Raw genomic sequence first — 26,308 nt, forward strand, 5'->3', positions numbered from 1 at the left:
GGTCCGGACGCTCCCGGTGCGTCCGGACCCGGCCGCCCGGCTGTTCCCAGGGGGCCGCCGCGGTCGGGTCAGGCGGTGAAGCCGGGGAGCCACTCCTCGAGGACGGAGCGGTAGTTGCCGGCCGCGTCGAGCTGGCAGAGCACGCCGATGGACCCGATGGTCACCCGGTGGATGAGCAGGTAGGCCGGGGGCAGGTTGAGCATGCGGCCCAGCCGGCTGGCCTCGTTGCGCGGGTCGGCGATGCGGGCCGCCTGCTCCTGCATCCAGGCGCGGGTGAAGTGGAAGTGCGGCCCCTCGATCGGCGCCAGCAGCGGCCGCAGGAAGTCGTGCACGCCCTGGGCGTCCACCTCGACCCCCGGCCGCACGAACCCCTCGGCGCGCAGGTCGGCCAGGACGTCCTCGGCCCGGCCCTCCAGCGCCCAGCGCACCAGCCGGCCGATCGGCTCGGGGTGCCCGTCGGGCAGCCGTGCGGTCGCGCCGAAGTCGATGACCCCCAGTCGGCCGTCGGCCACGAGGCGGAAGTTGCCCGGGTGCGGGTCGGCGTGCAGGAGGCCCGCGCGCTGGGGACCCGAGAAGTGCAGCACCGCCATGAGGTGCCCGGCCCGGTCGCGCTCCTCGCGGGTGCCGGAGGCGATCACCTTCGACAGCGGCGTCCCCTCCAGCCACTCCGAGACGATCACCTTCGGCGCGCTGGCCACCACCCGGGGGACGACGATCTGCGGATCGTCGGCGTAGGCGGCGGCGAAGGCCCGCTGGGCGTCGGCCTCGAGGCCGTAGTCGAGCTCCTCCACCACCCGGGCCTTCAGCTCGGCGATGAGGGGCTTGACGTCCATGCCGGGGAACAGCGCCGCGAACAGCCGGGCGAAGCGGGCCAGCTGGTTCAGGTCGGCCATGAGGGCGGTGGCCGCCCCCGGGTACTGGATCTTCACGGCGACGTCGCGGCCGTCCCGCCAGGTCGCCCGGTGCACCTGGCCGATGCTGGCCGCGGCCGCCGGGGCGTCGTCGAAGTGCCGGAACCGCTCCCGCCACCGTCCACCGAGCTGCTGGGCGAGCACCGCGTGGACGGTGCGCGCCGGCATCGGCGGCGCCTCCTCCTGGAGCTTGACCAGCGCCTCGCGATAGGGCGCCGCGACCTCGTCGGGGACGGCGGCCTCGAACACCGACAGCGTCTGGCCGAGCTTCATCGCGCCGCCCTTGAGCTGCCCGAGGACGGCGAACAGCTGCTCGGCCGTGCGCTGCTGCAGCTCGGCGGTGACCGCGTCGGCCGGCCTCCCCGACAGCCGCTTGCCGATGCCCAGCGTGGCCCGACCCGCGGCGCCCAGCGGCAGCGAGGCCAGCCGTGCGGTCCGGGAGACCGAGCCCCGCGGGATCCCCCGTTCGGTCTCGGACACGCGCGTCCTCCTCGCTGGCGCTCGTCGGCCGCGGTCGCGGCGGCCCGGGCCCTCCGGGGGCCGCGGGCGCACTCTGCCGTCATTGTCCCCCGATCGGCGGGTGCAGCGCCGGGTGGTGCCCTCATGTCCTCCCAACGGGCGCCGGGGGAGGGCTCGCGCACCCGCAGTCCGGGTGCACCGGCCAGGGGCGCAGGGAGGGGCTGAGGTCGGGCGGGCGCAGCTCCAGCGTGGTCCCGAGCGCCGCCGGAGCCGCGGTCCCGTCGAGGTAGGCCAGCACCTGGACCGCCGCGGTCACCGCCGTCATGAGGCAGGTGACGGTCGCGCCGCCGGTCGCCGCCTCGGTCGCGGTCAGCTGCGCGGCCAGCACCGGCCAGCGCGGGTCGGCGTCCCGCCGGTGCAGCTCCGCGCAGCGCAGGCAGCTCGTGGTCCCGGGGACGACGAGCGGGCCGATGACCCCCGTCTCCCCGCGCACGGTGGCCACGAGGTGCGGCACGCCCGCGCGCTGCAGCCCGGCGACCAGCGGGTCGGAGGCCGCCCACGGCCGGGTCAGCACGACGAGGTCGCCCGACGACCCGGCCGGCAGGGGGCGCAGGTCGGCCAGCGGGCTGGCCCGGCGGACGGCGTCGGCCGCGGCGAGCGCCCGCGAACGGCCCTCGTCTGCGGCGTCGAGCCCGCCCACGACGGTGTCCCCGGCCGTGGTCACGCCCCCGTCGCGGACGCTCACCCGGCCCACCCCGCTGGCCGCCAGCACCGCCGCCAGCGGCACCCCGACCCGTGTGGCGCCCTCGACCACGACCGCGGCCGAGCGCCGGGCCCGCCACGGGGACGGCGAGCCGTCGCGAGCGGCGGCACCGGCGACCGCGGGCAGCTCGGCGCGGGTGCGGGCCGCCGCGGCCGGCCCGGCGTCGCCGGCCAGCAGGTCGGCGGCGTCGAGGTCGACCAGCAGGCCGGTCGCCCGCAGCCCGTCGAGCACGGCGGTGACGGCGGCCGGCTCGTGCCCGGCGCGAGCCGCCTCGTCGACGACGCTGCGCTGGGTGCGACGGCCGTCGAGGCCGCGCAGCAGGGCCCGCAGCTGGTCGGGACAGGGCGCGACCAGCAACCCGTCGGCGGTGTCGGTGCCGCCCACCTGGACGGCGGTGCCGCCGGGCCCGGTCAGCCGCAACAGCGGCACGGTCGGGGGGAGCAGGGGGTGGGCGCTGTCGTTCACCCGGGCAGGGTGACAGCGCCGCGGCCGGCAGCGCCGGCACCGTCCACAGCGGGTGCATCCGTCCACAGGGGGCCGGTCCGGCCGCAGGAGCGAGAGACGACGACGGCGGCGCCCGCGGGGTGCGGGCGCCGCCATCGGTGGCCGGTGGCGGTCAGGCCTTGCCGAGGATCCGGTTCATCTTGGTGCCGCACACGGGGCAGGTGCCCTGCGCCATGCGGCGGCCGGACTCGCTGACCTTGACCTCGCCGTCGAAGTCGCGCTTCTCCTTGCACTTCACGCAGTAGCCGTTGTAGCTCTCCGCCACGGTGCCTCCTTCTCTCCGGACTGCTCGGCGTCCCCACCGGGCGCCGTCGCCGGAACGCTACCCGTGCCGCTCCGGCCCACTCGCTGCCGACGGGGAGCGGCTGCCCACAGCCTGTGGACAGACCTGTGGAGCGCGTGGGGACGCCGTGGCGTGTCGCTGTGCGGAACCGGGGGACAGTGGGAGTGCCCCCACCGCGGTGGGGACCCGCAACCGAGGCCCCACCTGCACGGGGACCCCCGTCGTCACTGTGGACGGCGACCGGTCGGGCCGGTCCCCGGGACGGGCACCCGGATGTCCACCGTCCGTGCGACATGGACCCGTGCGGGTGGAGGTGCGCAGGGCGTCTCCGCCCGGGGCCAACTACCGTGCCCCCGTGCCCGGAACGACCCCCGACCCCTCGCGCACCCCCGCTCCGGCCCGCCGCCCGCACGAGGGCGCCCGGGCCGCCCGTGCCGTGCCCGCGCAGCGGGCTCCGTCGGCGACCGCGGTCGGGGACGACGTCGAGGTGCGCCGCAGCGCCCGCCGGCGCCGGACGGTCACCGCCTACCGGGAGTCCGGGCGCACGATCGTGCTCATCCCGGCGGCGTTCAGCCCGGCCGAGGAGCGCCGCTGGGTCGCGCAGATGGTCGCCAAGCTGCAGACCCGTGAGGAGCGCCGCCGGCGGTCCCTGGGCGGGGACGGCGAGCTGATGTCGCGCGCCCGGGCCCTGTCGGAGGCGCACCTCGACGGCGTGCCCCAGCCGGCCAGCGTCCGGTGGGTCGACAACCAGCAGCGCCGCTGGGGTTCCTGCACGCCGGCCGACCGCACCATCCGGCTGTCCAGCCGGCTGCGCACCATGCCGGAGTACGTCGTCGACTACGTCCTCGTGCACGAGCTCGCCCACCTCATCGAGCCCAGCCACGACGCGCGGTTCTGGGCCCTGGTCGCCCGCTATCCGCGGGCCGAGCGCGCCCGGGGCTTCCTCGAGGGCGTGGAGCTGGCCAACGCCGCCGGGGACGGCGCCGCGACCGGGGACGATCTGGTCGACTGAAGAAGGACCCCTGCCCCCCACCACTCGCACGCTCGCGGCGGGACCCTGCAGGGGGCCAGGAGCCGAGGCGGGACCCTGCAGGGGCCAGGAGCCGAGGCGGGACCCCCTGCCCCCACCGTGGAAGGACCCCGTCCTCCTCCCCGCTCGCACGCTCGCGGCGGGACCCCTGCCGGGCGACTGGGGTCAGGCGTCCCCGCGCGGCTCGTCGCCGCCCGGCTCGTCGCGGCGCGCCTGGTCGGGACCCGCCTCGCCCGGGTCGGGCTCGTCGGTCAGCGCGCGCAGCTCGTCGTCCACACCCTGGCGGGCCACGAAGTCCAGCGGCTCGTCGAGGTCGTCGGACGTGGGCAGCAGGTCGGGGTGTGACCACAGCCGGTCGCGCCCCTCGCTGCCGTACCGCTGCGCCATCGCGCCCCAGACGGTGGCGGCGTCGCGCAGCCGTCGGGGGCGCAGCTGCAGGCCGACGAGGGTCGCGAAGGTCTGCTCGGCGGGGCCGCCGGAAGCCCGTCGCCGGCGCATGGTCTCGGCCAGCGCGCCGTGTCCGGGCAGCCGGTCGCCGGCCGCCGCGGCGACGACCGCGTCCACCCAGCCCTCGACGAGGGCGAGCAGGGTCTCCAGCCGGCGCAGCGCCATCTGCTGCTCGGGGGTCTCCTCCGGCTCGAGCAGCCCGCTGCCCAGCAGCTGCTGGATGCTCTCGGGGTTGCTCGGGTCGATGCCGCCCATCGAGCCCATCGCCTCGTTGATGCCGCGCTCGATGGCCTCGCGGTCGACGTTGATGCCGCGGGCGTAGGCGTGCACGGCGTCGTGCAGCTGCTGGCGCAGCCACGGCACGTGGGCGAACAGCCGCTGGGAGGCGGCCTCGCGCAGCGCCAGGAACAGCCGCACCTCGTCGGCGGGGCGGTCGAGGCCGGTCGCGAACTCGGCCACGTTCTGCGGCAGGAGGACGCCGGTGCCGGCCGGTGCCAGCGGGATCCCGATCTCGGTGCTGGTGAGCACCTCGCCGGACAGCCGGCCCAGCGCCTGGCCCACCTGGGCGCCGAACATGACCCCGCCCATGCGGCCCATCAGCCCGCCGAGCGGGCCGGCCATGGCCGCGGCCTCGGCCGGCAGCGCGCTGGTCATGGCCGCCACCACGCGCTCGGCCAGCGGGTCGATGAGCGCCGTCCACGCGGGGAGGGTCTGCTCCACCCACTCCACCCGCGACCAGGCCAGCGTCCGGTCCACGCCGGACGGCAGCTCGGTGACCTGGTCCAGCCAGAGGTCGGCGAGCCGCAGCGCCTCGGCGACCGCGGTCCGCTCGGCGTCGGACGTCGGCTGGGAGCCCGCGGCCAGGGAGCTGATGGCGCCCTGGCGGGCGAGGTCCCAGTTCACCGGGCCGCCGGACCAGTTCATCAGCTTCTGGAGCTCGGCGAACAGCGGCATCTTGCCCAGCAGCTCCTCCGGGGTCCCGGCGCCGCCCGCGCCGCCGAAGAGGGCACCCAGCCCGAACGGGTCGTTGCCGGCGCCCGACCCCTGCTCGTCGCGACGCTCGGGGTCGCGGTCGGGGAGTCCGAAGCCGAACGGCAGGTCGCTCATGCCACCACGGTAGACGCGTGATCTTCGCGCGGGAGGCGCGTCCGCCCGCAGCGGAACCGGCGGGCGGGCACAGCGACGCCTCTTATGCTGGCCCGTCGTGACCCGTCGGATCGCCGTCCTCAGCGTCGGTGCGGTGCTGCTCGTCGTCTTCGGCGTGCTCGGCGCCGCGCTGCCGGTGCCCTACGTCGCGCAGGTCCCGGGGCCCACCGTCAACACCCTGGGCGAGGTCGAGGGCGAGCCGGTCATCAGCGTCGAGGGCCGCGAGCGCAACGACGTCGAGGGTGAGCTGACCCTCACCACCGTGGGGGTGAGCCGCGCCGGCCTCAGCCTCGTCGAGGCGGTGCTGGGCTGGTTCGACGACGAGGTGAGCGTCGTCCCGGAGGAGTCGGTGTACCCGGCCGACCGCACCGAGGAGGAGACCCGGGAGGCCAACCGGGAGGCCTTCCTCACCTCTGAGGAGGCGGCCGAGACCGCGGCGCTGGCGGCGCTGGACTACCCGGTGAAGGTGGTCGTGCGGGGGCTGGCCGACGACTCGCCGTCCGAGGGCCGCCTCGAGGAGGGCGACGCCCTCGAGAGCCTCGACGGCCGGCCGACGCCGGACGCCGCCACGCTGGACGCGGTCCTGGCCTCGATCCCCGGCGGGACGCCGGTGACGGTGGCCTACACCCGGCTCGGGGAGCGGGGGACGGCGACGGTCACCACGCGCGCGGCCGAGGAGCGCGACGGCTCGCTGCTGGGCGTCCTCATCCGCGAGCAGCCCTCCGCGCCCTTCGACATCGACATCCGGGTGGAGGACGTCGGCGGCCCGTCCGCGGGCCTGATGCTGACCCTGGGGATCCTCGACCTCGTGGGCGACACCGACCTGACCGGCGGCGCCTCCGTCGCCGGCACGGGGACCATCGACGCCTCGGGGACCGTCGGGCCGATCGGCGGCGTGCAGCTGAAGATGGTCGCCGCCCGGGACATCGGCGCCGAGCTGTTCCTCGCCCCCGCCGGCAACTGCGCCGACGCGCTGGCCACCCCCCAGCCCGGCCTCACCGTCGCCCGGGTGGCCACGCTGGACGACGCCCTGCAGGCGCTGGAGGACTTCCGGGCCGGGCGGACGCCGGAGCCCTGCTGACCCGGACCGGCCCGCCGGTGTCGGGACCTCCCCGGCCCCCCTCGCGCGCCAGGTGGGGGAAGCTGTCGGCAGGAGCGGACCCCGGGAACCCGGGGCGGTCCCGCGCGTTGGTCTGGGTTGACCGGATCGGTGCCGGGGGCGCCTGTCCGCGTCCGCCCGGCCGTCCGCGACCGGAACACCCGTGGCTGACCGCCACGACTGCGAACTGAAGGAGACCGCTCGTGGCCATGCGGCCCCCCGTGTCCGTGCCGACGCTCTCGCGGCGCGCGAAGGTGGTCATCGGGGCCATCGCCGTGCTGCTGGTGCTGTTCACGGCCATCGGGACCTTGACCAACGTCTACGTCGACTACCTGTGGTTCGACGAGACCGGCTTCACCGAGGTCTTCTGGACCGAACTGCAGACCCGCGCGCTGTTGTTCGCCGTCGCCGGTGTCGCCACCGGCGGCCTGACCGCGCTGGCCATCTACCTGGCCTACCGGTTCCGCCCGACGTTCCGGCCGATGTCGCTGGAGCAGCAGAACCTCGAGCGCTACCGGCAGTCCCTGGAGCCGCGGCGCACCCTGGTGCTCACCGCGGTCGCCGTCGTCCTGGGCCTGTTCGCCGGCTTCACCGCGCAGGGCAACTGGGAGACCTGGCTGACCTTCCGGAACGCCACCGACTTCGGCACGACCGACCCCCAGTTCGGCCTGGACACCTCGTTCTTCGTCTTCGACTACCCCTTCTACCGGCTGCTGCTGGGCTTCGGCTTCGCGATCGTGCTGCTGTCGCTGATCGGCTCGCTGCTCACCCACTACGTCTTCGGCGGCCTCCGGCTGCAGACGCCGGGGCAGAAGCTGACCTCCGCGGCGATGGTGCAGCTGTCGGTGCTGCTCGGGGTGTTCGTGGCGCTCAAGGCGCTCGCCTACTGGCTGGACCGCTACGGGCTGGTCTACTCCGACCGCGGCGAGCTGTTCACCGGCGCCAGCTACACCGACGTGAACGCGCTGCTGCCGGCCAAGACGATCCTGGTGTTCGCGGCGGCCGTGTGCGCCATCGCGTTCTTCGCCAACGTCGTCGTCCGCAACTTCCGGCTGCCGGCCGCGGCCCTGGTGCTGCTGCTGCTGTCCAGCCTGGTCATCGGCGTGGCCTACCCGGCGATCGTGCAGCAGTTCGTCGTCCGGCCCAGCGCCGACCAGCGGGAGTCGGACTACATCGAGCGGGCCATCGCCTCGACCCGCGAGGCCTACGACCTCACCGAGGTCGAGTACGTGAACTACGCCCAGCAGAGCACCGGCGAGGAGGTGGACACCGACGCGGCGCTGGCGGCCCTGCGCAACGACACGCAGACCATCCCCAACGCCCGCCTCCTGGACCCCAACGTCCTGGCCGACACGTTCACCGCCCGCCAGCAGATCCGCAACGTCTACGGCTTCCCCGAGAAGCTCGACATCGACCGCTACACGATCGACGGCGAGACGCGGGACTACGTGGTCGCCGTCCGCGAGCTCAACAGCGAGGCGCTGTCGGAGAACCAGGACACCTGGATCAACCGGCACACCGTCTACACGCACGGCAACGGGTTCGTGGCCGCCCCGGCGAACGAGGTCGTCGCCGGGCAGGAGGGCGGGGAGCCGAACTTCACCACCCGCGACCTGCCCACGACCGGCACGATCGACGTCGAGCAGACCCGCATCTACTACGGCGAGCTCATCGACGACTACTCGGTCGTCGGTGCGCCCGGGGGGGCCACCCCGCGCGAGTTCGACCAGCCCGAGGACGGCTCCGACGAGGGCCAGATCAACAACACCTACGACGGCGGGGGCGGCGTCGCGATCGGCAGCTTCTTCCGGCAGCTGACCTTCGCGATCTACTACCGGGAGCGCAACTTCCTGCTCTCCAGCGCCGTCAACGACCAGTCGCGGGTGCTGTACGTGCGCGACCCGCGGGACCGCGTGGAGAAGGCCGCACCGTTCCTGCAGGTGGACGGCGACCCGTACCCGGCGGTGATCGACGGCGAGATCGTCTGGATCCTCGACGGCTACACGACGTCGGACTCCTACCCGTACTCGGAGCCGATGGAGCTGGGCGAGGCCGCCTCGGACGCGCTCACCGGGACCGGGACGACGGCGCTGCCCAACGAGCAGTTCAACTACATCCGGAACTCGGTGAAGGCCACGGTGAACGCCTACGACGGCACCGTGCGGCTCTACGCCTGGGACGAGCAGGACCCGGTCCTCCAGACCTTCCGGAAGGCCTTCCCCGGCGTCATCGAGGACCGCGACCAGATGTCGGACGACCTGGTCAGCCACGTGCGCTACCCGGAGGACCTGTTCAAGCTGCAGCGGGACATCCTGACCCGCTTCCACGTCTCCGACCCGGTCGACTTCTACAACCAGAACGACCGCTGGCAGGTGCCGGCCGACCCGACGCAGGAGACCCAGGAGGCGCAGCCGCCGTACTACATCCTGGCCCAGCGGCCCGGGGACGAGGCGGCGAGCTTCCAGCTCACCAGTGCGCTGAACGCCTTCCGCCGGGAGAACCTCTCCTCGTTCATCTCGGCGTCCAGCGACCCGGACACCTACGGCGAGATCCAGGTGCTGCGACTGCCGGGCAACACCCCGTTCCGCGGGCCGCAGCAGGTGCAGCAGTCCTTCATCACCAACAACCAGGTGCGCCCGGACCTCACCCTGTTCAACAGCCAGGAGTCGCGGGCGGTGTTCGGCAACCTGCTGACGCTGCCGATCGGTGAGGACGGGTTGCTCTACGTCGAACCGCTGTACGTGGAGGGGACGGGGGAGAACTCCTTCCCGCTGCTGCAGAAGGTGCTGGTGAACTACGGCGACCGGGTCGGTTACGCCGACACGCTGGCCGAGGCGCTGGACCAGGTGTTCGGCGCCGGAGCCGGGGAGTCGGCGACGGACTCCGGCGAGGCCCCGGCGACGCCGGAGCAGCCGGCCCAGCCCACCGAGCCCACCACGCCGGCGCCGCCGGCCGACGGCGGGACGCCGGACACCCCGGAGCTCCAGCAGGCGGTGGACGCGATCAACTCGGCGCTGCAGGCGCTGGAGAGCGGGCAGCGCTCGGGCAACTTCGCCGAGCAGGGTCAGGCGCTGGAGGACCTGCAGGCCGCCGTCGACGCCTACCAGGCTGCACAGGCCGCCGCGGCGGGCCAGCCCGGAGGCTGAGCCGCCCCGGCCGGGGCGGGACGCGAGTCCCGCCCCGGCCGGTGTGGTCGGGCCCACCGGGGGCCGGGTGGGCGCCGGTCCCCGGCGGGGGTAGTCTGGTGTCACCGACGCGGGGTGGAGCAGCTCGGTAGCTCGCTGGGCTCATAACCCAGAGGTCGCAGGTTCGAATCCTGCCCCCGCTACTCCGGTCGAAGGCCCTTCACGCTCAGCGTGGGGGGCCTTCGCTGTCTCCGGGCACCGCGCTCCGGGTCACGCGACGAGGGTGGCCTCGAGCGCCGCGGCGTCCGCGTCCGACACCGGCACGCCGACGTCGTCCCGGAGCGCGGCGACGACCTGGTCGGGGGTCAGCCGACGCTCCTCGCTGGTGCCGTCGGGCCGTTCCACCGTGCGGAGAGCCCCGCGCAGCCGGACGAACGCGTCGTCGTCCTTGTGGATGGCGACGAGCTGGCCGACGAAGGGCGAGGAGGGGTGGGTCGAGGTGAAGTGGTTGGCCATGACGACGTCCGAGGCGTGCACCGGCTCGTCCACCATGCCGTACAGCACCGCCGTCTCGTCCCCGGTCCGCTGCTCGACGTGCCAGGTGCGCTCGGGTCCGCGGGTCATCCGGTAGGTCCAGCCGCCCTGCCGGTGCCAGCCGGTCTCGCCCCACGGCAGCGGTTCGAGCAGGGCGTTGCCGAAGCCGACGTCGGCCAGCCACTCGCCGTCCGCGGCCCGGACGTGCAGGGCCATGTGGGTGCGCGCCCGCGGGCGGAGCGGGTTCAGGCCGACCCGGGCCAGCAGCCGGTCGACCGAGAAGCCGATCTCGGTGAGGACGGCGGCGAAGAGGGTCGCGTGCTCGTAGCAGTACCCGCCGCGGCGCCGGGAGACGAGCTTGGCCTGCACGCCGTCGAGGTCGACGGGGACGGTGCGGCCGAGCACCACGTCGAGGTTCTCGAACGGGACCCGGGCGACGTGGGCCCGGTGCAGCGCGTGCAGGGTGGCCGCTGTCGGCGCCACCGGTCCCGGGACTCCGATCCGGTCGAGGTAGCCCGCGAGGTCGAGGGTGCCGGTCGCCCACTCCGACTCCGCGGTGGTCACGGCTGCGGCGGACATCGGTGGTTCCCTCCGGGCCCTCGGGGTGCTGGTGCGACGGCCACTCCGACGGGACGCCGGCACCAACGTAGCCCGCGCCCCCGGGTCGGGTGTGACGGTGACCCGGCCGCGGGTAGAGTGGTCGCACCGACGCGGGGTGGAGCAGCTCGGTAGCTCGCTGGGCTCATAACCCAGAGGTCGCAGGTTCAAATCCTGCCCCCGCTACGAGACGACAGTGGCCCCTCACAGCTCCGGTGAGGGGCCACTGTCGCGTCGGCGTCGGACTCCTAGGACGTCGGGTCGCCCAGGAGGCCGCCGAGCCGGGTCACCGCCGCGGCCTCGGCGTCGCAGATCGCTGCCAGGTGCCCGCTCATGTCGGTCAGGACGGCGGCGACGCGCGCCTCGTCCAGCGGCGGGGCGTCGGCGTGCTCGGCCCGCAACCGCCACAGTTCCTCGGCCGCCGCGGCCCGCTCTGCGGCCCCGGCGTCGCCCTCGGCGACCGCGCCGGCGACCGCCGCGGTGAGCTCCCGCAGCCGGGCGATCGCCGGCACGTCGTCGGGCAGGGCGGCCTCGGCCAGGGCGTGCCACCGGTCCGCGATCCCGCGCCACCGCGGTGCCTCGGCGGCCAGGTCGGGCCGGTCGAGGACCGCGGCGGCCTGCTCGAGCCCGTCGGCGAACAGCGCTCGCAGGTGGCCGCCGGTCATCCCCGCGGGCTCGACGCCCTCCCACACGCTGGCCAGGGCCCGGAGGAGTCCGCGCCGGTCGGCGAACACGCTCGGCCAGCCCTTCGCGGCGCGGGGGTCGACGAGCAGCCGGGACCACTTGCGCCAGGCGGGCAGCGCGAAGGAGGTGGAGGAGCCGCCGAGCTGGTCCACCATCGCCTCCAGCCCGGCCCGCACCGCCGCACGCAGCCGGTCGGCCGGGACGACGGTGCCGGAGGCGGAGACGAGCAGCATCGCGTTCCGGTAGCTGCCGACCCGGGCGCGCGCCCGGTCGAGGTCGGCGGCCGGCACGGTGAGCGGTGCGAGCGTGCGGTCGTCGACGTGCACGCGGGCGCCCGGGCCGGTCCCCGAGGAGGCGTAGGCGACGACCGGGTGCCCGCCGCCGCCGTCGAGGAACGCGGGGAGGTGCCAGTAGCCGAGGTGGTAACGGTCCGGCCAGGTGATCACCGGGTCGCCGGCCGCGAGGGCCGACGCCAGCGCCGTCGCCGCGCCCGCCGCGCCACCGGTGCGGGACCACGTCGCCTCGATGCCCAGCCGGTCCACGGTGGTGGCCAGGCGCCGGTCGAAGTACTGCCAGGAGTGCGTGAAGCCGAGCGTGACGACCCGGCTGTCGTCGTGCGCGAACTCCCAGAGGATGTAACCGGCTCCGAGACCGCCTCCGACGACGAGCAGCAGCGGCTCGGTCAGCGGGCCGTCGGGGCCGGTGACGCCGCGGTGCGCGAGCACGTTGGCCAGGGCGGCGGCGTCCGGGTCGGTGCCTCCGCGCAGGTGCCAGCCGGCGTCCACGACGGGGTGGGGATCACCGGCGCCTGCGCCGACGACGTGCGCCCGGGCGACGGCGTACCGCTCGCCGGTGCGGGCCATCCGCGCGCGGACGCGGGCCTTGAGGTGCTTGGCGGTGGTCATGGTCGGGCTCTCCCGGCTGCGTCCGCGGCGTCGGGCTCCACGCGCCGTCCGCCGCCGCAGCCGTGGGGTCCGGGAGTCCGATCCGCCAGGCCGTGCAGCGCCCCGAGGCTCTCGCAGTCCCCTTTGCCCCGCGTGGCCGGCCCGCGTGGAGGGCCGATCTGGGGTTGGGCGTGAGGCACGCCGGACCCAGCATAGGGCCGCGGCCGGGCCGCCGGGGAGGCCGGCGGACGCGGTCGCGGGAGTGCCGTCAGGGGGTGGCGAGCCACTCCACGAGGCCGGCCCGGCGTGGGTGGGGGAGCGCGGTGCGCAGCGGGTGCCGGTCCCGCGGGGGGAGCAGCGGGTGCGGGCCGGTGTCGTCGATGCCCCGGGCCGGCGGCGGGGCGGCGGGTGCGGTCTCCGGCAGTCGCAGGTGGGCGAGGTCGGTCCACGCGGTGTGCCGCAGCCCGCCCACGACGCAGCGGACCCGGACCCGGCAGGCCCCCGCCTCGTCGAACCGCCACCCCAGCAGCTCGCCGGGGAACCAGACGCCGGCGTGGAGCACCTGCACCGGCTGGGGCTCGCCGCGGAAGCTGCTCGTCGCCACCTCCGCCGTCACGACGGGAACTGTAGGTGGCGGCCGGGCTCCGGACCGGAAGGCGCGCGTGCGCCCGGGCGGGACCCCGGCGGCGGGGCCGCGCGGTGGCGTGTAGGGTGGAGGTGCGACGCGGGGTGGAGCAGCTCGGTAGCTCGCTGGGCTCATAACCCAGAGGTCACAGGTTCAAATCCTGTCCCCGCTACTCCTGGACGAGGGCCCGGTCACCACGGTGACCGGGCCCTCGCTCGTTCCCCGGCCGGCCGTGGAACAGCGCCGGACCGGGCGGGGTTGCCGCCGTCATGCAGCTCACCGTCCAAGACGTGCCGGATTCCGCCCGCTACGAGGTCCGGGATGGCGACCGCGTCCTCGGCTCGGCCGCCTACCGGCGACAGGGCGACGCCGTGGTGTTCACCCACACCGAGGTCGACCCCGACCAGGAGGGCAGCGGCGTGGGCAGCACCCTCGCCCGGGGCGCGCTGGACGACGTCCGGTCGCGGGGGCTGCGGGTCGTGCCGCAGTGCTCGTTCATCCGGGCCTGGATCGAGCGGCACCCCGACTACACCGACCTGGTCGACCCCGCCGGGCGCTGAGGACCGGCGGTCCCGCCTCGGCGCCCGCTCAGGCGAGGGCCTGCTCCAGGTCGGCGAGCAGGTCCTCGGCGTCCTCGATGCCGACCGACAGCCGGACCAGGTCGCCCGGAACCTCCAGCGGCGAGCCGGCGGCGCTGGCGTGGGTCATCCGGCCCGGGTGCTCGATGAGCGACTCCACGCCGCCGAGGGACTCCGCCAGCGTGAACACCTCGGCCCGCTCGCACACCCGCAGGGCGGCGTCCTCGCCGCCGGCCAGCCGGAACGACAGCATCCCGCCGAAGCCGGACATCTGTCGGGCGGCGATGACGTGGCCCGGGTGGTCGGGCAGCCCCGGGTAGAGCACGCCGGTGACGGCCGGGTGCCCCAGCAGGAACTCGGCCACCCGCGCGGCGTTGGCCTGGTGGCGGTCCATGCGGACGCCGAGGGTCTTGAGGCCCCGCAGCACCAGCCAGGCGTCGAACGGGCCGGCCACGGCACCCATCGCGTTCTGCGAGAAGGCCAGCTGCTCGGCCAGCTCCGCGTCGGAGACGACCAGCGCCCCGCCGACGACGTCCGAGTGTCCGCCGAGGTACTTGGTGGTCGAGTGCACGACGACGTCCGCGCCGAGCGTCAGCGGCTGCTGCAGGTACGGCGAGGCGAAGGTGTTGTCGACGACGAGCAGCGCGCCCGCGTCGGCGGCGACCTCGGCCAGCAGCGCGATGTCGGCGATGTTCAGCAGCGGGTTGGTCGGGGTCTCGCACCAGATGACCCGGGTCTCCGGGCGGATCGCGGCCCGGAGCGCGTCCACGTCGTTCAGGTCGGCCGGGGTGTGCTCGACCCCCCAGCGGGCGGCCACCTTCGACAGGAGCCGGTAGGTCCCGCCGTAGGCGTCGCCGCCCAGGACGACGTGGCTGCCGGGCTCGCACACCGTCCGGAGCAGGGTGTCCTCCGCGGCCAGCCCGGAGGCGAAGGCCATGCCGTGCGACCCCTGCTCCAGGGCGGCCAGGGCCTCCTGCAGCGCCGTCCGGGTGGGGTTGCCGCTGCGGCTGTACTCGTAGCCGCCGCGCAGTCCGCCGACGCCGTCCTGCTTGTAGGTGGTGGTCAGGTGCACGGGGACGATCACGGCGCCGGTGGCCGGGTCGGGCTCCTGCCCGGCGTGGATCGCCCGGGTGTTGAAGCCGGGCAGCCGGTCGGTGGAGGTCACCGGGTCACCGTAGGCGCGAGCCCCGCCAGGTGGCCCAGGACGTCCTGCCGGGTGACGACGCCGGCCGGCTTGCCGTCCACGTGCACCAGCAGCGCGTCGGCCGAGCCGAGGGAGGCGACGGCGGTCTGGACGGCCTCGCCCGAGCCGATGATCGGCAGCGGCGCGGACATGTGCTTCTCCACCCGGTCGCCCAGCCGCGCCCGACCCTCGAACAGGGCGTCGAGCAGCGTCTTCTCGTCGACCGAGCCGACCACCTCGCCCGCGGTCACCGGCGGCTCGGCCCGGACGACGGGCAGCTGGCTGACGCCGTACTCGCGCAGGATGTCGATCGCGTCGCGGACGGTCTCGTTCGGGTGGGTGTGCACCAGCGTCGGCGTCTCGCCGGACTTGGTGTGCAGCAGCTCGCCGACGGTCTCCCCGGAGGCGGCGCCCAGGAAGCCGTAGTCGGCCATCCAGGCGTCGTTGAAGATCTTGCCGAGGTAGCCGCGGCCGCCGTCGGGCAGCAGGACGACGACGACGTCGTCCCGGGTGAGCCGCTCGGCGGCGCGCAGCGCGGCGACCACCGCCATCCCGCACGAGCCACCCACCAGCAGGCCCTCCTCGCGGGCCAGCCGCCGGGTCATGGCGAAGGAGTCGCCGTCGCTGACCGGGATGACCTCGTCGGCGATCCCGGGGTCGTAGGTCGACGGCCAGAAGTCCTCGCCGACGCCCTCGACGAGGTAGGGCCGCCCGGTACCGCCGGAGTAGACCGAGCCCTCGGGGTCGGCGCCGATGACCCGGACCCGGCCGTCCGAGACCTCCTTGAGGTAGCGCCCGGTGCCGCTGATCGTGCCGCCGGTGCCCATGCCGGTGACGAAGTGCGTGATCCGCCCGTCGGTCTGCGCCCAGACCTCCGGCCCGGTGGTCTCGTAGTGCGACTGCGGGTTGGCCGGGTTGGCGTACTGGTCGGGCTTCCACCCGCCCGGGGTCTCGCGGGCCAGCCGGTCGGAGACGGAGTAGTACGAGCGCGGGTCGGCGGGGTCGACGGCGGTGGGGCAGACGACGACCTCGGCGCCGTAGGCCCGCAGCACGTTGACCTTGTCCTGGCCCACCTTGTCCGGGCAGACGAAGACGCACCGGTAGCCGCGCTGCTGGGCGACCAGCGCCAGGCCGACGCCGGTGTTGCCGCTGGTGGGCTCCACGATCGTGCCGCCGGGTTGCAGCGCGCCGCTGGCCTCGGCGGCATCGACCATGCGGACGGCGATGCGGTCCTTCACCGAGCCGCCGGGGTTGAGGTACTCGACCTTGGCCAGCACCAGCGGCGCGTCGGGACCCAGGTCGCGGGTGACCGAGGTCAGCCGCACCAGCGGGGTGTTGCCGACCAGGTCGACGACGGACTCGGCGTACTGCACTCGGACCCTCCTCGGGCGGGCGCCGGTTCCGGCACCGGCGACCCGACCATCCCACCAGACGCGGTGGCGGGGCGGCGCCGGCCGCGGCGAGGATGCGGACATGACCGAACCCGACCCGACCTGCGGCGTCGCCCACGGTGCCCCGTCCCCCGAGGCAACCGGACGGGTGCTGGTCGCCGTCTTCGCCTCACCGGTCGCCGAGGTGCTGCGCCGCTGGGGCCCGGAGCTGGGCTTCCGCACGCTGGTGCTCGACCCCGACCCGGCGCGCGGCGGCGAGGTCGCCCGGTTCGCCGAGCTGGACGGGGACGTCGTCCCCGGCGACACCGACGTCGTCGTCACCGACCACCACCGGCCCGAGCTCGGGGAGGTCCTGCGCGACGCCCTGGCCCGCCCGGTGCGCTGGGTGGGCGTCATGGGCAACCCCCGGCACGAGGGCCCGCACGTCGCGGCGCTGGCCGCGCTCGGGGTGGCCCCGGAGGAGGTGGCCCGCGTGCACCGGCCGATCGGGCTCGACATCGGCTCGCGCACGCCGCCGGAGATCGCGCTCAGCACGCTGGCGGGCCTGCTCGCCGACCGCAACGGCCGCAGCGGCGGCTCCGCGCACCGCCCGCGGTGAGCGCCGTCCTCCTCGGTGCCGACGTCGGGACCAGCGGGCTGAAGCTGGTCGCGCTGGACCAGGCGGGAAGGGTGGTCGCGGAGGGGGAGGCCGGCTACGACCTGGACCGCCCGCAGCCCGGGTGGGCCGAGACCCACCCGGTGGTCTGGCGGCGAGCCCTGGACGACGCCCTGGCCCAGGTGACGCCCGCCCTGGCCGGACGGCGGGTGGCCGGCCTCGGCCTGTCCGGGCAGATGCACGGCACGGTCCTCGTCGACGCCGCCGGGGCTGCGCTCGCCCCGGCCGTGCTGTGGCCCGACGCCCGCGCGGATGCGGAGGTGGCCCGGTGGCGGGCCCTCCCGGACGCCGACCGCGCCGCGCTGGCCAATCCGCTGGTGGCCGGGATGACCGGCCCGGTGCTCGCCTGGCTGGCCGCGCACCGGCCGGAGCTGGTGGCGCGCGCGGCCGCGGTGCTGCTGCCCAAGGACGCGCTGCGCGCCGGACTCGTCGGAGCCGCCGCCCCGCCGGTCACCGACCGCAGCGACGCCTCGGCCACGCTCGTGTGGGACGTCGTCGCCGACGGCTGGTCGGCCGCCGCCTGCGCCGCCGCCGGCATCGACCCGGCGCTGCTGCCGGAGGTGCGCCCGTCCGCGGAGGTCGCCGGCACCACCGGAGTGGCGTGGGCCGGCGAGGTGCCGGTGGTCGTCGGCGGTGCGGACACCCCGCTGGCCCTGCTGGCGTCGGGCACGCGCGACGCCCGGCAGGTGAACCTGGGCAGCGGCGTCCAGGTGCTGGCGCCCGGGCGGCGGCCAGCGCCGGCCGACGACCCGCCGGTCCACTGCTACGCCGACGTCGAGGACGGCTGGTACGGGATGGCCGCGCTGCAGAACGGCGGGCTGGCCTGGTCGTGGGTGGCCGGCGTGCTGGGGATGCCCCCGGCCGAGCTGTTCGCCGCGGCGGCGTCGGTGCCGCCCGGGGCCGGGGGAGTGGTCTTCCGGCCGTTCCTGACCGGCGAGCGCGGCGGCGTCGCGGAGCCCTCGGCGCGGGGCGGCTGGACCGGGCTGTCGGCCGGCACCACCCGCGCGGACCTCGCCCGCGCCGCCGTCGAGGGGGTGCTGTTCGCGGTGGGCGCCGCGGCCGAGCTGCTCGGCGGCGGGGGGCCGGTCGTCCTCACCGGGGGCGGCGGGCGCTCGCCGGTGGTCCGGCAGCTGCTCGCCGACGTCCTCGGGGTGCCGGTGCGCGCGCTGCCGCTGCGCAGCGCCTCGGCCGTCGGGGCGGCGCGGCTGGCCGGGCGGGGGACCGGCGTCCCCGTCGACCCGCCCCGGGAGCCGGGGCAGGCGGTGGAGCCCCGGCCGGCGCCGGCCCTCGAGGAGGCCCGGCGCCGCTGGCGGGCGGCCTGAGCGGAACGGCGCGCCCGGCCGCGACGTTGGACGGTCAGCGGGGCCGGACGAGGGCCCCGGCCGACCAGGAGGAGGCACGGTCGCCGATGGCGTCGATGTTCACCAAGCTCACCCAGCTCGCCAACAGCCCGAAGGGCAAGGAGGCCGTCCGGCAGATGACCGAGAAGGCCCAGCAGATGGCCAAGGACCCGAAGACCCGGGCGAAGATCGACGAGGCCCGCCGGCGCTTCCAGGGCGGTCGCGGGCAGGGCACCACCGACCGCGGGTGGGGCACCGGCCACTGAAGGACCCCTGGTCCTGCAGGGGCCAACGCCCGGCCGGCCCGTGTGGGCCGGCCGTGCGCGTGCTCAGGCCGGGGGCCGGAGCAGGCCGAGCGCGGCGTCGTGCAGCACGCCGTTGGTGGCCAGGGCGCTGCCACCGGCCGGTCCCGGGGTCCCGGCCAGGTCGGTGAAGCGGCCGCCGGCCTCCCGCACGATGACGTCGAGGGCGGCGAGGTCCCAGAGCGAGACCTCCGGCTCGCAGGCGACGTCCACCGCCCCCTCCGCGAGCAGCACGTAGCTCCAGAAGTCGCCGTAGCCGCGGGTGCGCCACACCGCCCGGGTCAGGTCGAGGAACCCGCCCAGCAGGCCACGCTCCTCCCAGCCCGACAGGCTCGAGTACGACAGGCTCGCGTCGGCCAGCGTCCCCACCTGGGACACCGTGCAGCGCGCCGCGGACTCCAGCCGCCGCCCGGTCCAGGCGCCGACGCCCTTGGCCGCCCACCAGCGCCGGTTGAGCGCGGGCGCCGAGACCAGCCCGACGACCGGCTCGTCCCCGTCGAACAGGGCGATCAGGGTGGCCCAGACCGGCACGCCGCGAACGAAGTTCTTCGTCCCGTCGATCGGGTCGAGCACCCAGCGCCGCGGCCCGTGCCCGGTCATGCCCATCTCCTCGCCGAGCACCGCGTCCCGGGTGCGGGCGCGGGCCAGGGTGATCCGCAGCTGCTCCTCGACCGCGCGGTCGGCGTCGGTGACCGGCGTGAGGTCCGGCTTGGTGTCGACCTGGAGGTCCAGCGCGCGGAAGCGGTCGAGGCTGATCGAGTCGGCCTGGTCGGCCAGCACGTGCGCCAGGTGCATGTCCCCCGTGTAGTCCCGGCCCGGTGTCATGGGCACCGAACCTAGCGGGCGGTCAGTCGAACACCGCGGAGCTGACCCCGCTGGGCCCCTCGTACTCGCGGTCCTCGATCCCCTCCAGCGCGTCGAGCACCTCCTTGTCGCTGCCCTTGGCGTGGTCGAGGATCTGGTCCTTCGTGGCCGGGTAGTCCATGCCCTTGAGGGCCTTCTGGATGTCGATGGGGCTCACCATGAGCTCCGCCTACCCGCGGCCCGCGGCGGGGATGCGCGGATACCGTCGGGGACGTGGACGCCGCGACGATCGCCGGGCTGCTCGCGGACCCGGCCCGCCTCAAGGTCGTCGCCGCGCTCGCCCTCGGCGCCGGCACCATCGAGGAGGTCGCGCAGGCCACCGGCTTGTCCCTCAAGGACGTCGTGCTGGCCGCGCGCCGGCTGGCCCGCGCCGGGCTGGTCCGCCGCGACCGGCACGACCTCGAGCTGCTGACCGACCGCTTCGGCGCCGCCGCCCGGGCCGCGGCGGAGTCCGCGCCCCCGCCCGCGCCGCTGTCCGACGACCCGGCCGAGGAGGCCGTCCTGTCGGCGTTCGTCCGCGACGGGCGGCTGGTGTCGATCCCCGCCCAGCGGAGCAAGCGGCGCGTGGTGCTCGAGCACCTGGTGCGGGTGTTCGACGCCGGCGTCCGCTATCCCGAGCGCGAGGTGAACGCGCTGCTGGCCGTGTGGCACCCCGACACCGCCGCGCTGCGCCGCCACCTGGTCGACGAGGGGCTGCTCACCCGGGAGACCGGCCTCTACTGGCGCAGCGGGGGCTGGGTCGACGTGTGAGGACGGTCGCGACCGGCGAGATCCCGTGGTCCCGGCCGGGCCGAGACCACGACCGGTCGCCACTGGGGAACCGGTGTCCGCCGAACTCGGTGGCCCGCCGCGCGACCGGCGTCCACACTGCCCGCGTGCCCGACGCCGACGACTTCCGCGCGCTCGCCCGGTCCTCGCCGTGGCTGTGGTCGACGCTGCGGTTCACCGTCCGCTGGCGCGGGGAGCACGGCCTGGGTCCGGTGCGGGCCTGGCTGCGCCGGCCGGACGTCGTCCGCGTGGAGAGCCTGGACGGGCAGCTGCTGCAGATCGTCCGGGAGCAGCCGCAGCCGGCCGGCGGCCCGGCTCCCGGGCGGCGTCCCGACGGCCTCGTCGCGGAGCGGCCGGACGGCGTCTCCCACGACGCGCCGATGTACCAGAGCTACTCCTGGATCGCGGTGCTCGACCCGGTCGAGCTCGCCGACGGCCGGGACCCCGAGACGGGCGAGCGCGCGGGGCCGGGGCTCGCCGTCGACGGCGTCGTCGAGATCGAGCACGGTGGACGCCCGGCGTGGGAGGCCGTCGTCCGGCCGACGCCGCTGTACGAACCGCGCTGCGGCTGCTGCTCGCTGCTGCGCTCGCGACTCGTTGACCGCTACGAGTGGGGCGCGGACTCCTTCGCCGATGCCGAGTACCCGACGGAGTTCCTGGTGCGGCTCGACCGGCAGACCGGCGTCTGCGTGTGGACCGAGGCGCTGGACGGCACGTGGGTCGGCACCGGGCACGTGCTGCGGATCGAGGGCGTGGACGAGCCCATGGACGACGCGCTCTTCGTGGAGCCGCGCCGTCCGGCCCGGGGCCGGCAGCCGGGTCCGGCGCGGCCGGGCCGGGTGTAGTCGGCCTCCCTGCAGGGTCCCGCCGCGAGCCTGCGAGCGGGGGGCAGGGAGGTCCTCTCAGTAGCCGGGGCCGAGCTGCCCGACCGCGTCCAGCAGCCGGCGCAGGCTCTCCAGGCGCTCGCGGCGGGCCGGGGGGCCGGCGTCGGCCCAGGCGTCCAGCGTGCAGTCGGGGTCCTCGGCGGTGTGCCCGCACCCGGGCGGGCAGTCGACGGCGGCCTCGGCGACGTCGTCGAACGCCGCCACCACGTCCTCGCTGGTGACGTGCGCCAGCCCGAAGGAGCGGATGCCGGGGGTGTCGATGACCATGCCGCCGCCCGGCAGGTCGAGCAGGACCGCCGAGGACGACGTGTGCCGGCCCTTGCCGACCTTGGTGACCTCCCCGGTGGCGCGGAAGGCGTCGGGCACCAGCCGGTTGACCAGGGTCGACTTGCCCACGCCGGACTGGCCGACCAGGACGCTCATCCGGTCGGTCAGGCGGCCCAGCAGGTCCTCCAGCGGCGCCTCCCGCGACATCGGGACGGCGTCCACCTCCAGCCCCGCGTAGCGGTCGAGCAGCGGCTGTGGGCTGGCCAGGTCGGTCTTGGTGAGGCAGAGCAGCGGTTCCAGCCCGCCGGCGTAGGCGGCCACCAGGCAGCGGTCGAGGAAGCCCAGCGCCGGGTCGGGGTCGGTCACCGACGTGACGACGACGAGCTGGTCGGCGTTGGCCACGACCACCCGCTCGGTGGGGTCGGTGTCGTCCGCGGTGCGCCGCAGGGAGGTGGTGCGGTCCTCGATGACCACGATGCGGGCCAGGGTGTCGGGCCGGCCGCTGGAGTCGCCGACCAGCCGCACCCGGTCGCCGACGACCACGCCGTGCCGGCCGAGCTCCCGAGCCCGCATGGCGGTGACCTCGACCGGTGCGCCGTCCGGGCCGGGGATGCGCACCGTCATCCGGCCCCGGTCGACCGCGACCACCAGCCCGGGGACGGCGTCGTCGTGGCTGGGCCGGGTCCGGGTGCGCGGCCGGGATCCCCGTCGGTTCGGCCGGACCCGGATGTCGTCCTCGTCCGAGCGCGAGTCGTGGCGCCGGCTCATGGCTCGTCCCCGGGCTCGTGCCGCTCCTGGGCCGCCGGCGCTCTCAGTGCCCGGCTCCCAGCATCGCGGCCCACCGCTCGGGGAAGTCCGGCAGCGTCTTGCTCACGGCGCCGGGGTCGGTCACCTCGACCCCGTCGACCGCCAGGCCGAGGACGGCGGCGGCGTGCACCATGCGGTGGTCGGCGTAGGAGTCCAGCCGGGCCGGCCGCGGCGGGCCGGGGTCGATCACCAGCCCGTCGGGCAGCTGCTGCACCGTCGCGCCGACCGCGGTGAGCACCTCGTCGAGGGCCTGCAGCCGGTCGGTCTCGTGACCGCGCAGGTGGCCGATGCCGGTCAGCGTCGAGCGCCCGTCGGCCAGGGCGCAGAGCGCCGCCAGCACAGGGGTCAGCTCGCCGACCTCGCCGAGGTCGGCCACGAGCGGCCGGACGGCGCCGGTGCCGGTCACCCGCAGGCCCTCCTCGGTGCGCGCCACGGACGCGCCCATCCGCCCGAGCAGCTCGCCCAGCCGGCCACCGGGCTGGGTGGTCGCCTCCGGCCAGTCGCGGACGGTGACCCGCCCGCCGGTCACCAGGGCCGCCGCGAGGAACGGCGCAGCGTTCGAGAGGTCGGGCTCCAGCAGCTCGTCCCGGGCGGTGATCGGGCCGGGGGAGACCCGCCAGCCCCGGTCGGTGGCGACCACGCCGACGCCGCGCCGGCGCAGCGCCTCGACGGTCATCTCCACGTGCGGCATCGACGGCACCCCGCCGGCCAGCGCCAGGTCCAGGCCCTCCTCGAAGCGGGCGGCGGTCAGCAGGAGTCCTGACACGATCTGAGAGGACTCGCTCGCGTCCACGGTGACCGCGCCACCACGGACCCGGCCGGTGCCGTGCACGGTGAACGGCGCCCGCCCGCGGCCGCCGTCCTCCACCTCGACGCCGAGGTCGCGCAGCGCCGCGACCAGCCCGGCGTTGGGGCGCTCGCGCAGCCGCGGGTCGCCGTCCAGCCGGACCGGGCCGGTGGCCAGCGCGGCGACCGGCGGCAGGAACCGCAGCACGGTCCCGGCCAGGCCGGCGTCGACCTCGGCCGGCCCGCGCAGCGGCCCGGGGGTCACCAGCCAGTCGCCGGCGTCCTCCTCGACGCCCGCGCCCAGCGCCCGCAGCGCCGCGGCCATCAGGTCGGTGTCGCGGGCCCGCAGCGGGCGCACCAGCCGGCTCGGACCGTCGGCCAGGGCGGCCAGCACCAGCGCTCGGGCGGTCAGCGACTTGGACCCGGGCAGGGCCACCACGGCGTCCACCGGGGTCGCGGTGTGCGGCGGGGTCCAGACCGGGGTCACGGCGGTCAGTCTGCCCTGCGGGCTCATCCCTCCAGCAGCGTGGCGACGGCCGAGGCCACCCGGCGCTCGCGGGTGGCGGCCGCCTTGGCCCCCTCGACAGCGAGCACGTGCCGCCGCTGGTGGCTGTAGGAGAGGGCGTCGAAGCGGCGCCGCGCCTCGGGCTCGGCGTCCAGCGCCGTGGCGAGGTCGGACGGGACCTCGACCACCCGCGGCGCGGTGTCCAGCTCGACGTCGACCTCGACGGTGTCGCCGGCGGTGACCCCGGCCGCGGCGCGGTGCTCGGCCGCCAGCGGCAGCAGGAACCGCCCGCCCATCGGGGCGACCGTGCTCCGGTAGGTGTGCCCGCCCACGGTGACCGTCACGGCCGGCCGCTTGCCGGACCCGAGCGCCTCGACCACCTGGGCCGGCACCTCCATCCCGGTCGCCGACTTCCCGCCCAGCTCGACCGTGGTCGTGAACCTCATGGCCGGAGCCTGGCAGCCCGGGCCCTGCCGCGACAGGACCCGGGCGCCGAACGGGTCAGCCGGCGGCCGCGGCGTCGGCCGGCTTGGCCTCCTTCTTCGCGCCGGCGGTGCGCACCAGCCGGCGGTTGGCGAACTCGAACATGCCCAGCTCCGACAGCTCGCGGCCGTAGCCCGAGCGCTTGACGCCGCCGAAGGGCAGCTCCGCCGACGTGCCCGACGGCGAGTTGATCCAGACCATGCCGGACTCGACCTGGTCGGCCACCGCGCGGGCCCGCTCGACGTCGCTGCTGAAGACCGTCGCCGACAGCCCGTAGGGGGTGTCGTTGGCCAGGCGCACCGCCTCCTCCTCGCTGGAGACGCGGTGGACGACGCCGACCGGGCCGAACAGCTCCTCGCGGTAGGCGCGCATCTCCGGCGTCACGTCGGCCAGCAGGGTCGCGTCCACGTAGGCGCCCTCGCGGTCGGGACGGCCGCCGCCGGCCAGCACCGTCGCGCCCTTGTCGACGGCGTCCTGCACCTGCGCGGTGAGGTCGGCCGCCGCGCGCTCCGAGGACAGCGGGCCCAGGCGGGTGGAGGGGTCGGTCGGATCACCCGGCTGCAGGCCCTGGAAGACCTCGGCGAGCCCGGCGACGAACTCGTCGTAGACCTCGTCCATGACGATGAACCGCTTGGCCGCGATGCAGGCCTGGCCGGCGTTCATGGTCCGCGACATCGCCGCGGCCTTGACCGTCTGCTGCACCTCGGGGGCGTCGAGGACGATGAACGGGTCGCTGCCGCCGAGCTCGAGCACCGACTTCTTGAGGTGCTTGCCGGCCAGCGACGCCACCGCGCTGCCGGCCCGGTCGCTGCCGGTCAGCGTGACGCCCTGCACGTGCGGGTGCGCGATGACCCGCTCGACGTCGGAGATGCGCAGGAACAGGTTGGTGTAGACGCCCTCGGGGACGCCGGCGTCGAGGAACAGCCGCTCCAGCGCGAGCGCCGTCTGCGGGTTGTTCTCGGCGTGCTTGAGCAGGATGGCGTTGCCCAGCACCAGGTTCGGCGCGGCCACGCGGGCCACCTGGTAGAGCGGGAAGTTCCACGGCTCGATCGCCAGGACGACCCCGACCGGCTCGTTGACGACGACCGCCTCGCCGTCCATGACGTCGATCGGCTTGGGTGCGAGGAACCGCGGGCCGTTGTCGGCGTAGTAGGCGAAGATGCTGGACACCAGCATCGCCTCGCCGGCCGCCTCGCGGACCGGCTTGCCCATCTCCTTCGTGATCAGCGCGGCGAGGTCGTCGCGGCGCTCGACCATGAGCTCGCCGATGCGCCGCACGACGGCGGCGCGCTCCTCCACCGGGCGGCGGCGCCACTCGAGGAACGCCGCGTGCGCCTCCTCGACGACGCCGTCCACCGCGCTGCTGTCGAGGAAGGGGAACTCCTCCTCGGTCTGTCCGGTGGCCGGGTTGACCGTGGCGTAGGGCCGGTCGCCGGCGTCGCTCGCGGTCTTGCCGGCCGGGGCACTCTGGGTGGTGGTCACGGGCCTGTGTCCTCCGTCGCGTCTCGATTCCTGTCCGACCCCTGGACTACCCCTGGGCCGTGCGGGCACGCGCGGGTGCCCGCGCCGGACGGAAGACGGATCTAGGCTCGCGACCGTCGGGTCGCCGGCCGTCGTCCCGGCGGACCCGCGCCCGCCCGGGGAGGGAGCACGCACCGTGTGTGGCCGCTATGCCGCCAGCCGCCGTCCCGAGGACCTCGTCCTGGAGTTCGAGGCGGTGCGCGCCGACGGGCAGCCGGCGCTGCCGGCCGACTACAACGTGGCCCCGACGAAGGACGTCTACGTCGTGCGGCACAAGAAGGAGCGCGACGCCGAGGGGAGCCCCACCGGAGGTGGCCACCGCGAGCTGCGCGCCGTCCGCTGGGGCCTGGTGCCCTCGTGGGCCAAGGACGTCTCGGTGGGCAACCGCATGCTCAACGCCCGCGTCGAGTCGCTGACCGACAAGCCCGCGTTCCGGGCGGCGGCCCGGTCGCGGCGCTGCCTGGTGCCCGCCGACGGCTGGTACGAGTGGGCCAAGCGGCTGGACTCCCCGGGCAAGCAGCCCTACTTCATCACCCCCGAGGACGGGTCCGTGCTCGCCTTCGCCGGGCTGTGGGAGGTGTGGGGGAAGGGCGAGGACCGCCTCTACACCTGCACCGTGGTCACCGCGCCCGCGGTCGGCGCGCTCACCGAGGTCCACGAGCGCATGCCCCTCGTGCTGCCCCGGGAGCGCTGGGCCGACTGGCTGGACCCGGCGCGCGAGGACGTCGACGCGCTCACCGAGCCCACGCCGCCCGACCTGGTGGAGCGGCTGGAGCTGCGCCCGGTGGGCACCGCGGTGAACAACGTCAAGAACAACGGCCCCGAGCTCGAGGCGCGGGCCGAGTCGGTCAGCCCGCCGGCCGACCAGCCCGCGCTCTTCTGA

Annotated in this window: 25 protein-coding genes and 3 tRNA genes; 13 read left to right on the forward strand and 15 right to left on the reverse strand. The window is 75.7% G+C overall.

Going from position 1 to position 26,308, the window contains the following annotated elements; translation table 11 throughout:
• Window positions 1-68: 68 nt before the first annotated feature.
• The 3 genes from PGN05_RS13555 to PGN05_RS13565 form a co-directional block, all read right to left on the reverse strand.
• Window positions 69-1,391: an ABC1 kinase family protein gene (locus PGN05_RS13555; RefSeq protein ID WP_419753080.1), complete on the reverse strand. Its 1,323-nt coding sequence runs from the start codon at window positions 1,389-1,391 to the stop codon at window positions 69-71.
• Window positions 1,392-1,512: 121 nt separating this feature from the next.
• The gene (locus PGN05_RS13560) at window positions 1,513-2,598 is read right to left on the reverse strand and encodes a ThiF family adenylyltransferase (RefSeq protein WP_419753081.1); all 1,086 of its coding nucleotides are present in this window, start codon (window positions 2,596-2,598) and stop codon (window positions 1,513-1,515) included.
• 151 nt (window positions 2,599-2,749) lie between these two features.
• Window positions 2,750-2,902 carry a DUF5679 domain-containing protein gene (locus tag PGN05_RS13565; protein WP_012950213.1) on the reverse strand — a complete coding sequence of 51 codons (153 nt, stop codon included), beginning with the start codon at window positions 2,900-2,902 and terminating at the stop codon, window positions 2,750-2,752.
• Window positions 2,903-3,275: 373 nt separating this feature from the next.
• On the opposite strand from PGN05_RS13565, the gene PGN05_RS13570 reads away from it, so the two are divergent.
• On the forward strand, window positions 3,276-3,932 hold the full coding sequence (locus PGN05_RS13570; protein WP_419753082.1) for a M48 family metallopeptidase: 657 nt from the start codon (window positions 3,276-3,278) through the stop codon (window positions 3,930-3,932).
• Window positions 3,933-4,115: 183 nt separating this feature from the next.
• Here PGN05_RS13570 and PGN05_RS13575 read toward each other — a convergent pair whose 3' ends face one another.
• Window positions 4,116-5,504, reverse strand: coding sequence for a zinc-dependent metalloprotease (locus tag PGN05_RS13575; protein ID WP_419753083.1), 1,389 nt, complete (start codon window positions 5,502-5,504; stop codon window positions 4,116-4,118).
• Window positions 5,505-5,601: 97 nt separating this feature from the next.
• Here PGN05_RS13575 and PGN05_RS13580 point away from each other — a divergent pair, with 97 nt between their 5' ends.
• From PGN05_RS13580 to PGN05_RS13590, 3 genes are all read left to right on the forward strand, one after another.
• Complete coding sequence (locus PGN05_RS13580) at window positions 5,602-6,624, forward strand: PDZ domain-containing protein (protein ID WP_419753084.1); 1,023 nt, start codon at window positions 5,602-5,604, stop codon at window positions 6,622-6,624.
• 227 nt (window positions 6,625-6,851) lie between these two features.
• Complete coding sequence (locus PGN05_RS13585) at window positions 6,852-9,788, forward strand: UPF0182 family protein (RefSeq protein ID WP_419753117.1); 2,937 nt, start codon at window positions 6,852-6,854, stop codon at window positions 9,786-9,788.
• Between the two features lie 108 nt (window positions 9,789-9,896).
• A tRNA-Met gene (locus tag PGN05_RS13590) sits at window positions 9,897-9,970 on the forward strand.
• Between the two features lie 67 nt (window positions 9,971-10,037).
• Here the strand turns inward: PGN05_RS13590 and PGN05_RS13595 are convergent.
• The gene (locus tag PGN05_RS13595) at window positions 10,038-10,880 is read right to left on the reverse strand and encodes an arylamine N-acetyltransferase family protein (protein WP_419753085.1); all 843 of its coding nucleotides are present in this window, start codon (window positions 10,878-10,880) and stop codon (window positions 10,038-10,040) included.
• 130 nt (window positions 10,881-11,010) lie between these two features.
• On the opposite strand from PGN05_RS13595, the gene PGN05_RS13600 reads away from it, so the two are divergent.
• Window positions 11,011-11,084: transfer RNA gene (locus PGN05_RS13600), tRNA-Met, on the forward strand.
• 62 nt (window positions 11,085-11,146) lie between these two features.
• Here PGN05_RS13600 and PGN05_RS13605 read toward each other — a convergent pair.
• Together PGN05_RS13605 and PGN05_RS13610 are read right to left on the reverse strand one after the other, a co-directional pair.
• Entirely contained in the window at window positions 11,147-12,487 is a 1,341-nt protein-coding gene (locus PGN05_RS13605) for a BtrH N-terminal domain-containing protein (protein WP_419753086.1), read from the reverse strand.
• A 247-nt stretch (window positions 12,488-12,734) separates the two neighbouring features.
• Entirely contained in the window at window positions 12,735-13,082 is a 348-nt protein-coding gene (locus PGN05_RS13610) for a hypothetical protein (RefSeq protein WP_419753087.1), read from the reverse strand.
• Between the two features lie 107 nt (window positions 13,083-13,189).
• Between PGN05_RS13610 and PGN05_RS13615 the strand changes: the two genes are divergently transcribed.
• A tRNA-Met gene (locus tag PGN05_RS13615) sits at window positions 13,190-13,263 on the forward strand.
• A gap of 118 nt (window positions 13,264-13,381) precedes the next feature.
• On the forward strand, window positions 13,382-13,651 hold the full coding sequence (locus PGN05_RS13620) for a GNAT family N-acetyltransferase (protein ID WP_419753088.1): 270 nt from the start codon (window positions 13,382-13,384) through the stop codon (window positions 13,649-13,651).
• Window positions 13,652-13,679: 28 nt separating this feature from the next.
• On the opposite strand, the gene PGN05_RS13625 is transcribed toward PGN05_RS13620, so the two are convergent.
• Together PGN05_RS13625 and PGN05_RS13630 are read right to left on the reverse strand one after the other, a co-directional pair.
• Window positions 13,680-14,834: a cystathionine gamma-synthase gene (locus PGN05_RS13625; RefSeq protein WP_419753089.1), complete on the reverse strand. Its 1,155-nt coding sequence runs from the start codon at window positions 14,832-14,834 to the stop codon at window positions 13,680-13,682.
• Complete coding sequence (locus tag PGN05_RS13630) at window positions 14,831-16,225, reverse strand: cystathionine beta-synthase (protein ID WP_419753090.1); 1,395 nt, start codon at window positions 16,223-16,225, stop codon at window positions 14,831-14,833. Before PGN05_RS13630 ends, PGN05_RS13625 begins: the two co-directional genes overlap by 4 nt.
• A 100-nt stretch (window positions 16,226-16,325) precedes the next feature.
• On the opposite strand from PGN05_RS13630, the gene PGN05_RS13635 reads away from it, so the two are divergent.
• The 3 genes from PGN05_RS13635 to PGN05_RS13645 all read left to right on the forward strand — a co-directional run bounded on the left by PGN05_RS13635 (window position 16,326) and on the right by PGN05_RS13645 (window position 18,504).
• Entirely contained in the window at window positions 16,326-16,841 is a 516-nt protein-coding gene (locus PGN05_RS13635; protein WP_419753091.1) for an XdhC family protein, read from the forward strand.
• Window positions 16,838-18,220 (forward strand): xylulokinase, encoded by a 1,383-nt coding sequence (locus tag PGN05_RS13640; RefSeq protein ID WP_419753092.1) that lies wholly within the window; start codon window positions 16,838-16,840, stop codon window positions 18,218-18,220. Before PGN05_RS13635 ends, PGN05_RS13640 begins: the two co-directional genes overlap by 4 nt.
• An 86-nt stretch (window positions 18,221-18,306) precedes the next feature.
• On the forward strand, window positions 18,307-18,504 hold the full coding sequence (locus PGN05_RS13645) for a hypothetical protein (RefSeq protein ID WP_419753093.1): 198 nt from the start codon (window positions 18,307-18,309) through the stop codon (window positions 18,502-18,504).
• 63 nt (window positions 18,505-18,567) lie between these two features.
• Here the strand turns inward: PGN05_RS13645 and hisN are convergent, their stop codons facing one another.
• On the reverse strand, window positions 18,568-19,365 hold the full coding sequence (hisN, locus tag PGN05_RS13650; protein WP_419753094.1) for a histidinol-phosphatase: 798 nt from the start codon (window positions 19,363-19,365) through the stop codon (window positions 18,568-18,570).
• Window positions 19,366-19,387: 22 nt separating this feature from the next.
• Window positions 19,388-19,564 carry a DUF2795 domain-containing protein gene (locus PGN05_RS13655; RefSeq protein WP_419753095.1) on the reverse strand — a complete coding sequence of 59 codons (177 nt, stop codon included), beginning with the start codon at window positions 19,562-19,564 and terminating at the stop codon, window positions 19,388-19,390.
• 53 nt (window positions 19,565-19,617) lie between these two features.
• Between PGN05_RS13655 and PGN05_RS13660 the strand changes: the two genes are divergently transcribed.
• The gene (locus tag PGN05_RS13660) at window positions 19,618-20,154 is read left to right on the forward strand and encodes a DUF2087 domain-containing protein (protein WP_419753096.1); all 537 of its coding nucleotides are present in this window, start codon (window positions 19,618-19,620) and stop codon (window positions 20,152-20,154) included.
• Window positions 20,155-20,279: 125 nt separating this feature from the next.
• Window positions 20,280-21,017 carry a hypothetical protein gene (locus PGN05_RS13665; protein WP_419753097.1) on the forward strand — a complete coding sequence of 246 codons (738 nt, stop codon included), beginning with the start codon at window positions 20,280-20,282 and terminating at the stop codon, window positions 21,015-21,017.
• A 57-nt stretch (window positions 21,018-21,074) separates the two neighbouring features.
• On the opposite strand, the gene rsgA is transcribed toward PGN05_RS13665, so the two are convergent.
• From rsgA to PGN05_RS13685, 4 genes are read right to left on the reverse strand one after another with little or no spacing between them, the layout of a single operon-like run.
• On the reverse strand, window positions 21,075-22,091 hold the full coding sequence (gene rsgA, locus PGN05_RS13670; protein WP_419753098.1) for a ribosome small subunit-dependent GTPase A: 1,017 nt from the start codon (window positions 22,089-22,091) through the stop codon (window positions 21,075-21,077).
• A 43-nt stretch (window positions 22,092-22,134) separates the two neighbouring features.
• Window positions 22,135-23,403 carry a 3-phosphoshikimate 1-carboxyvinyltransferase gene (gene aroA / locus PGN05_RS13675; protein WP_419753099.1) on the reverse strand — a complete coding sequence of 423 codons (1,269 nt, stop codon included), beginning with the start codon at window positions 23,401-23,403 and terminating at the stop codon, window positions 22,135-22,137.
• A gap of 23 nt (window positions 23,404-23,426) precedes the next feature.
• Window positions 23,427-23,867: a YdeI/OmpD-associated family protein gene (locus PGN05_RS13680; RefSeq protein WP_419753100.1), complete on the reverse strand. Its 441-nt coding sequence runs from the start codon at window positions 23,865-23,867 to the stop codon at window positions 23,427-23,429.
• Window positions 23,868-23,922: 55 nt separating this feature from the next.
• A complete protein-coding gene (locus PGN05_RS13685; protein ID WP_419753101.1) occupies window positions 23,923-25,386 on the reverse strand; it encodes an NAD-dependent succinate-semialdehyde dehydrogenase in 1,464 nt (487 codons plus the stop codon).
• A 175-nt stretch (window positions 25,387-25,561) separates the two neighbouring features.
• Here PGN05_RS13685 and PGN05_RS13690 point away from each other — a divergent pair, with 175 nt between their 5' ends.
• Window positions 25,562-26,308: an SOS response-associated peptidase gene (locus PGN05_RS13690; protein ID WP_419753102.1), complete on the forward strand. Its 747-nt coding sequence runs from the start codon at window positions 25,562-25,564 to the stop codon at window positions 26,306-26,308.

It is taken from the genome of Geodermatophilus sp. CPCC 206100 (genome assembly GCF_048569675.1).
GTDB lineage: Bacteria > Actinomycetota > Actinomycetes > Mycobacteriales > Geodermatophilaceae > Geodermatophilus.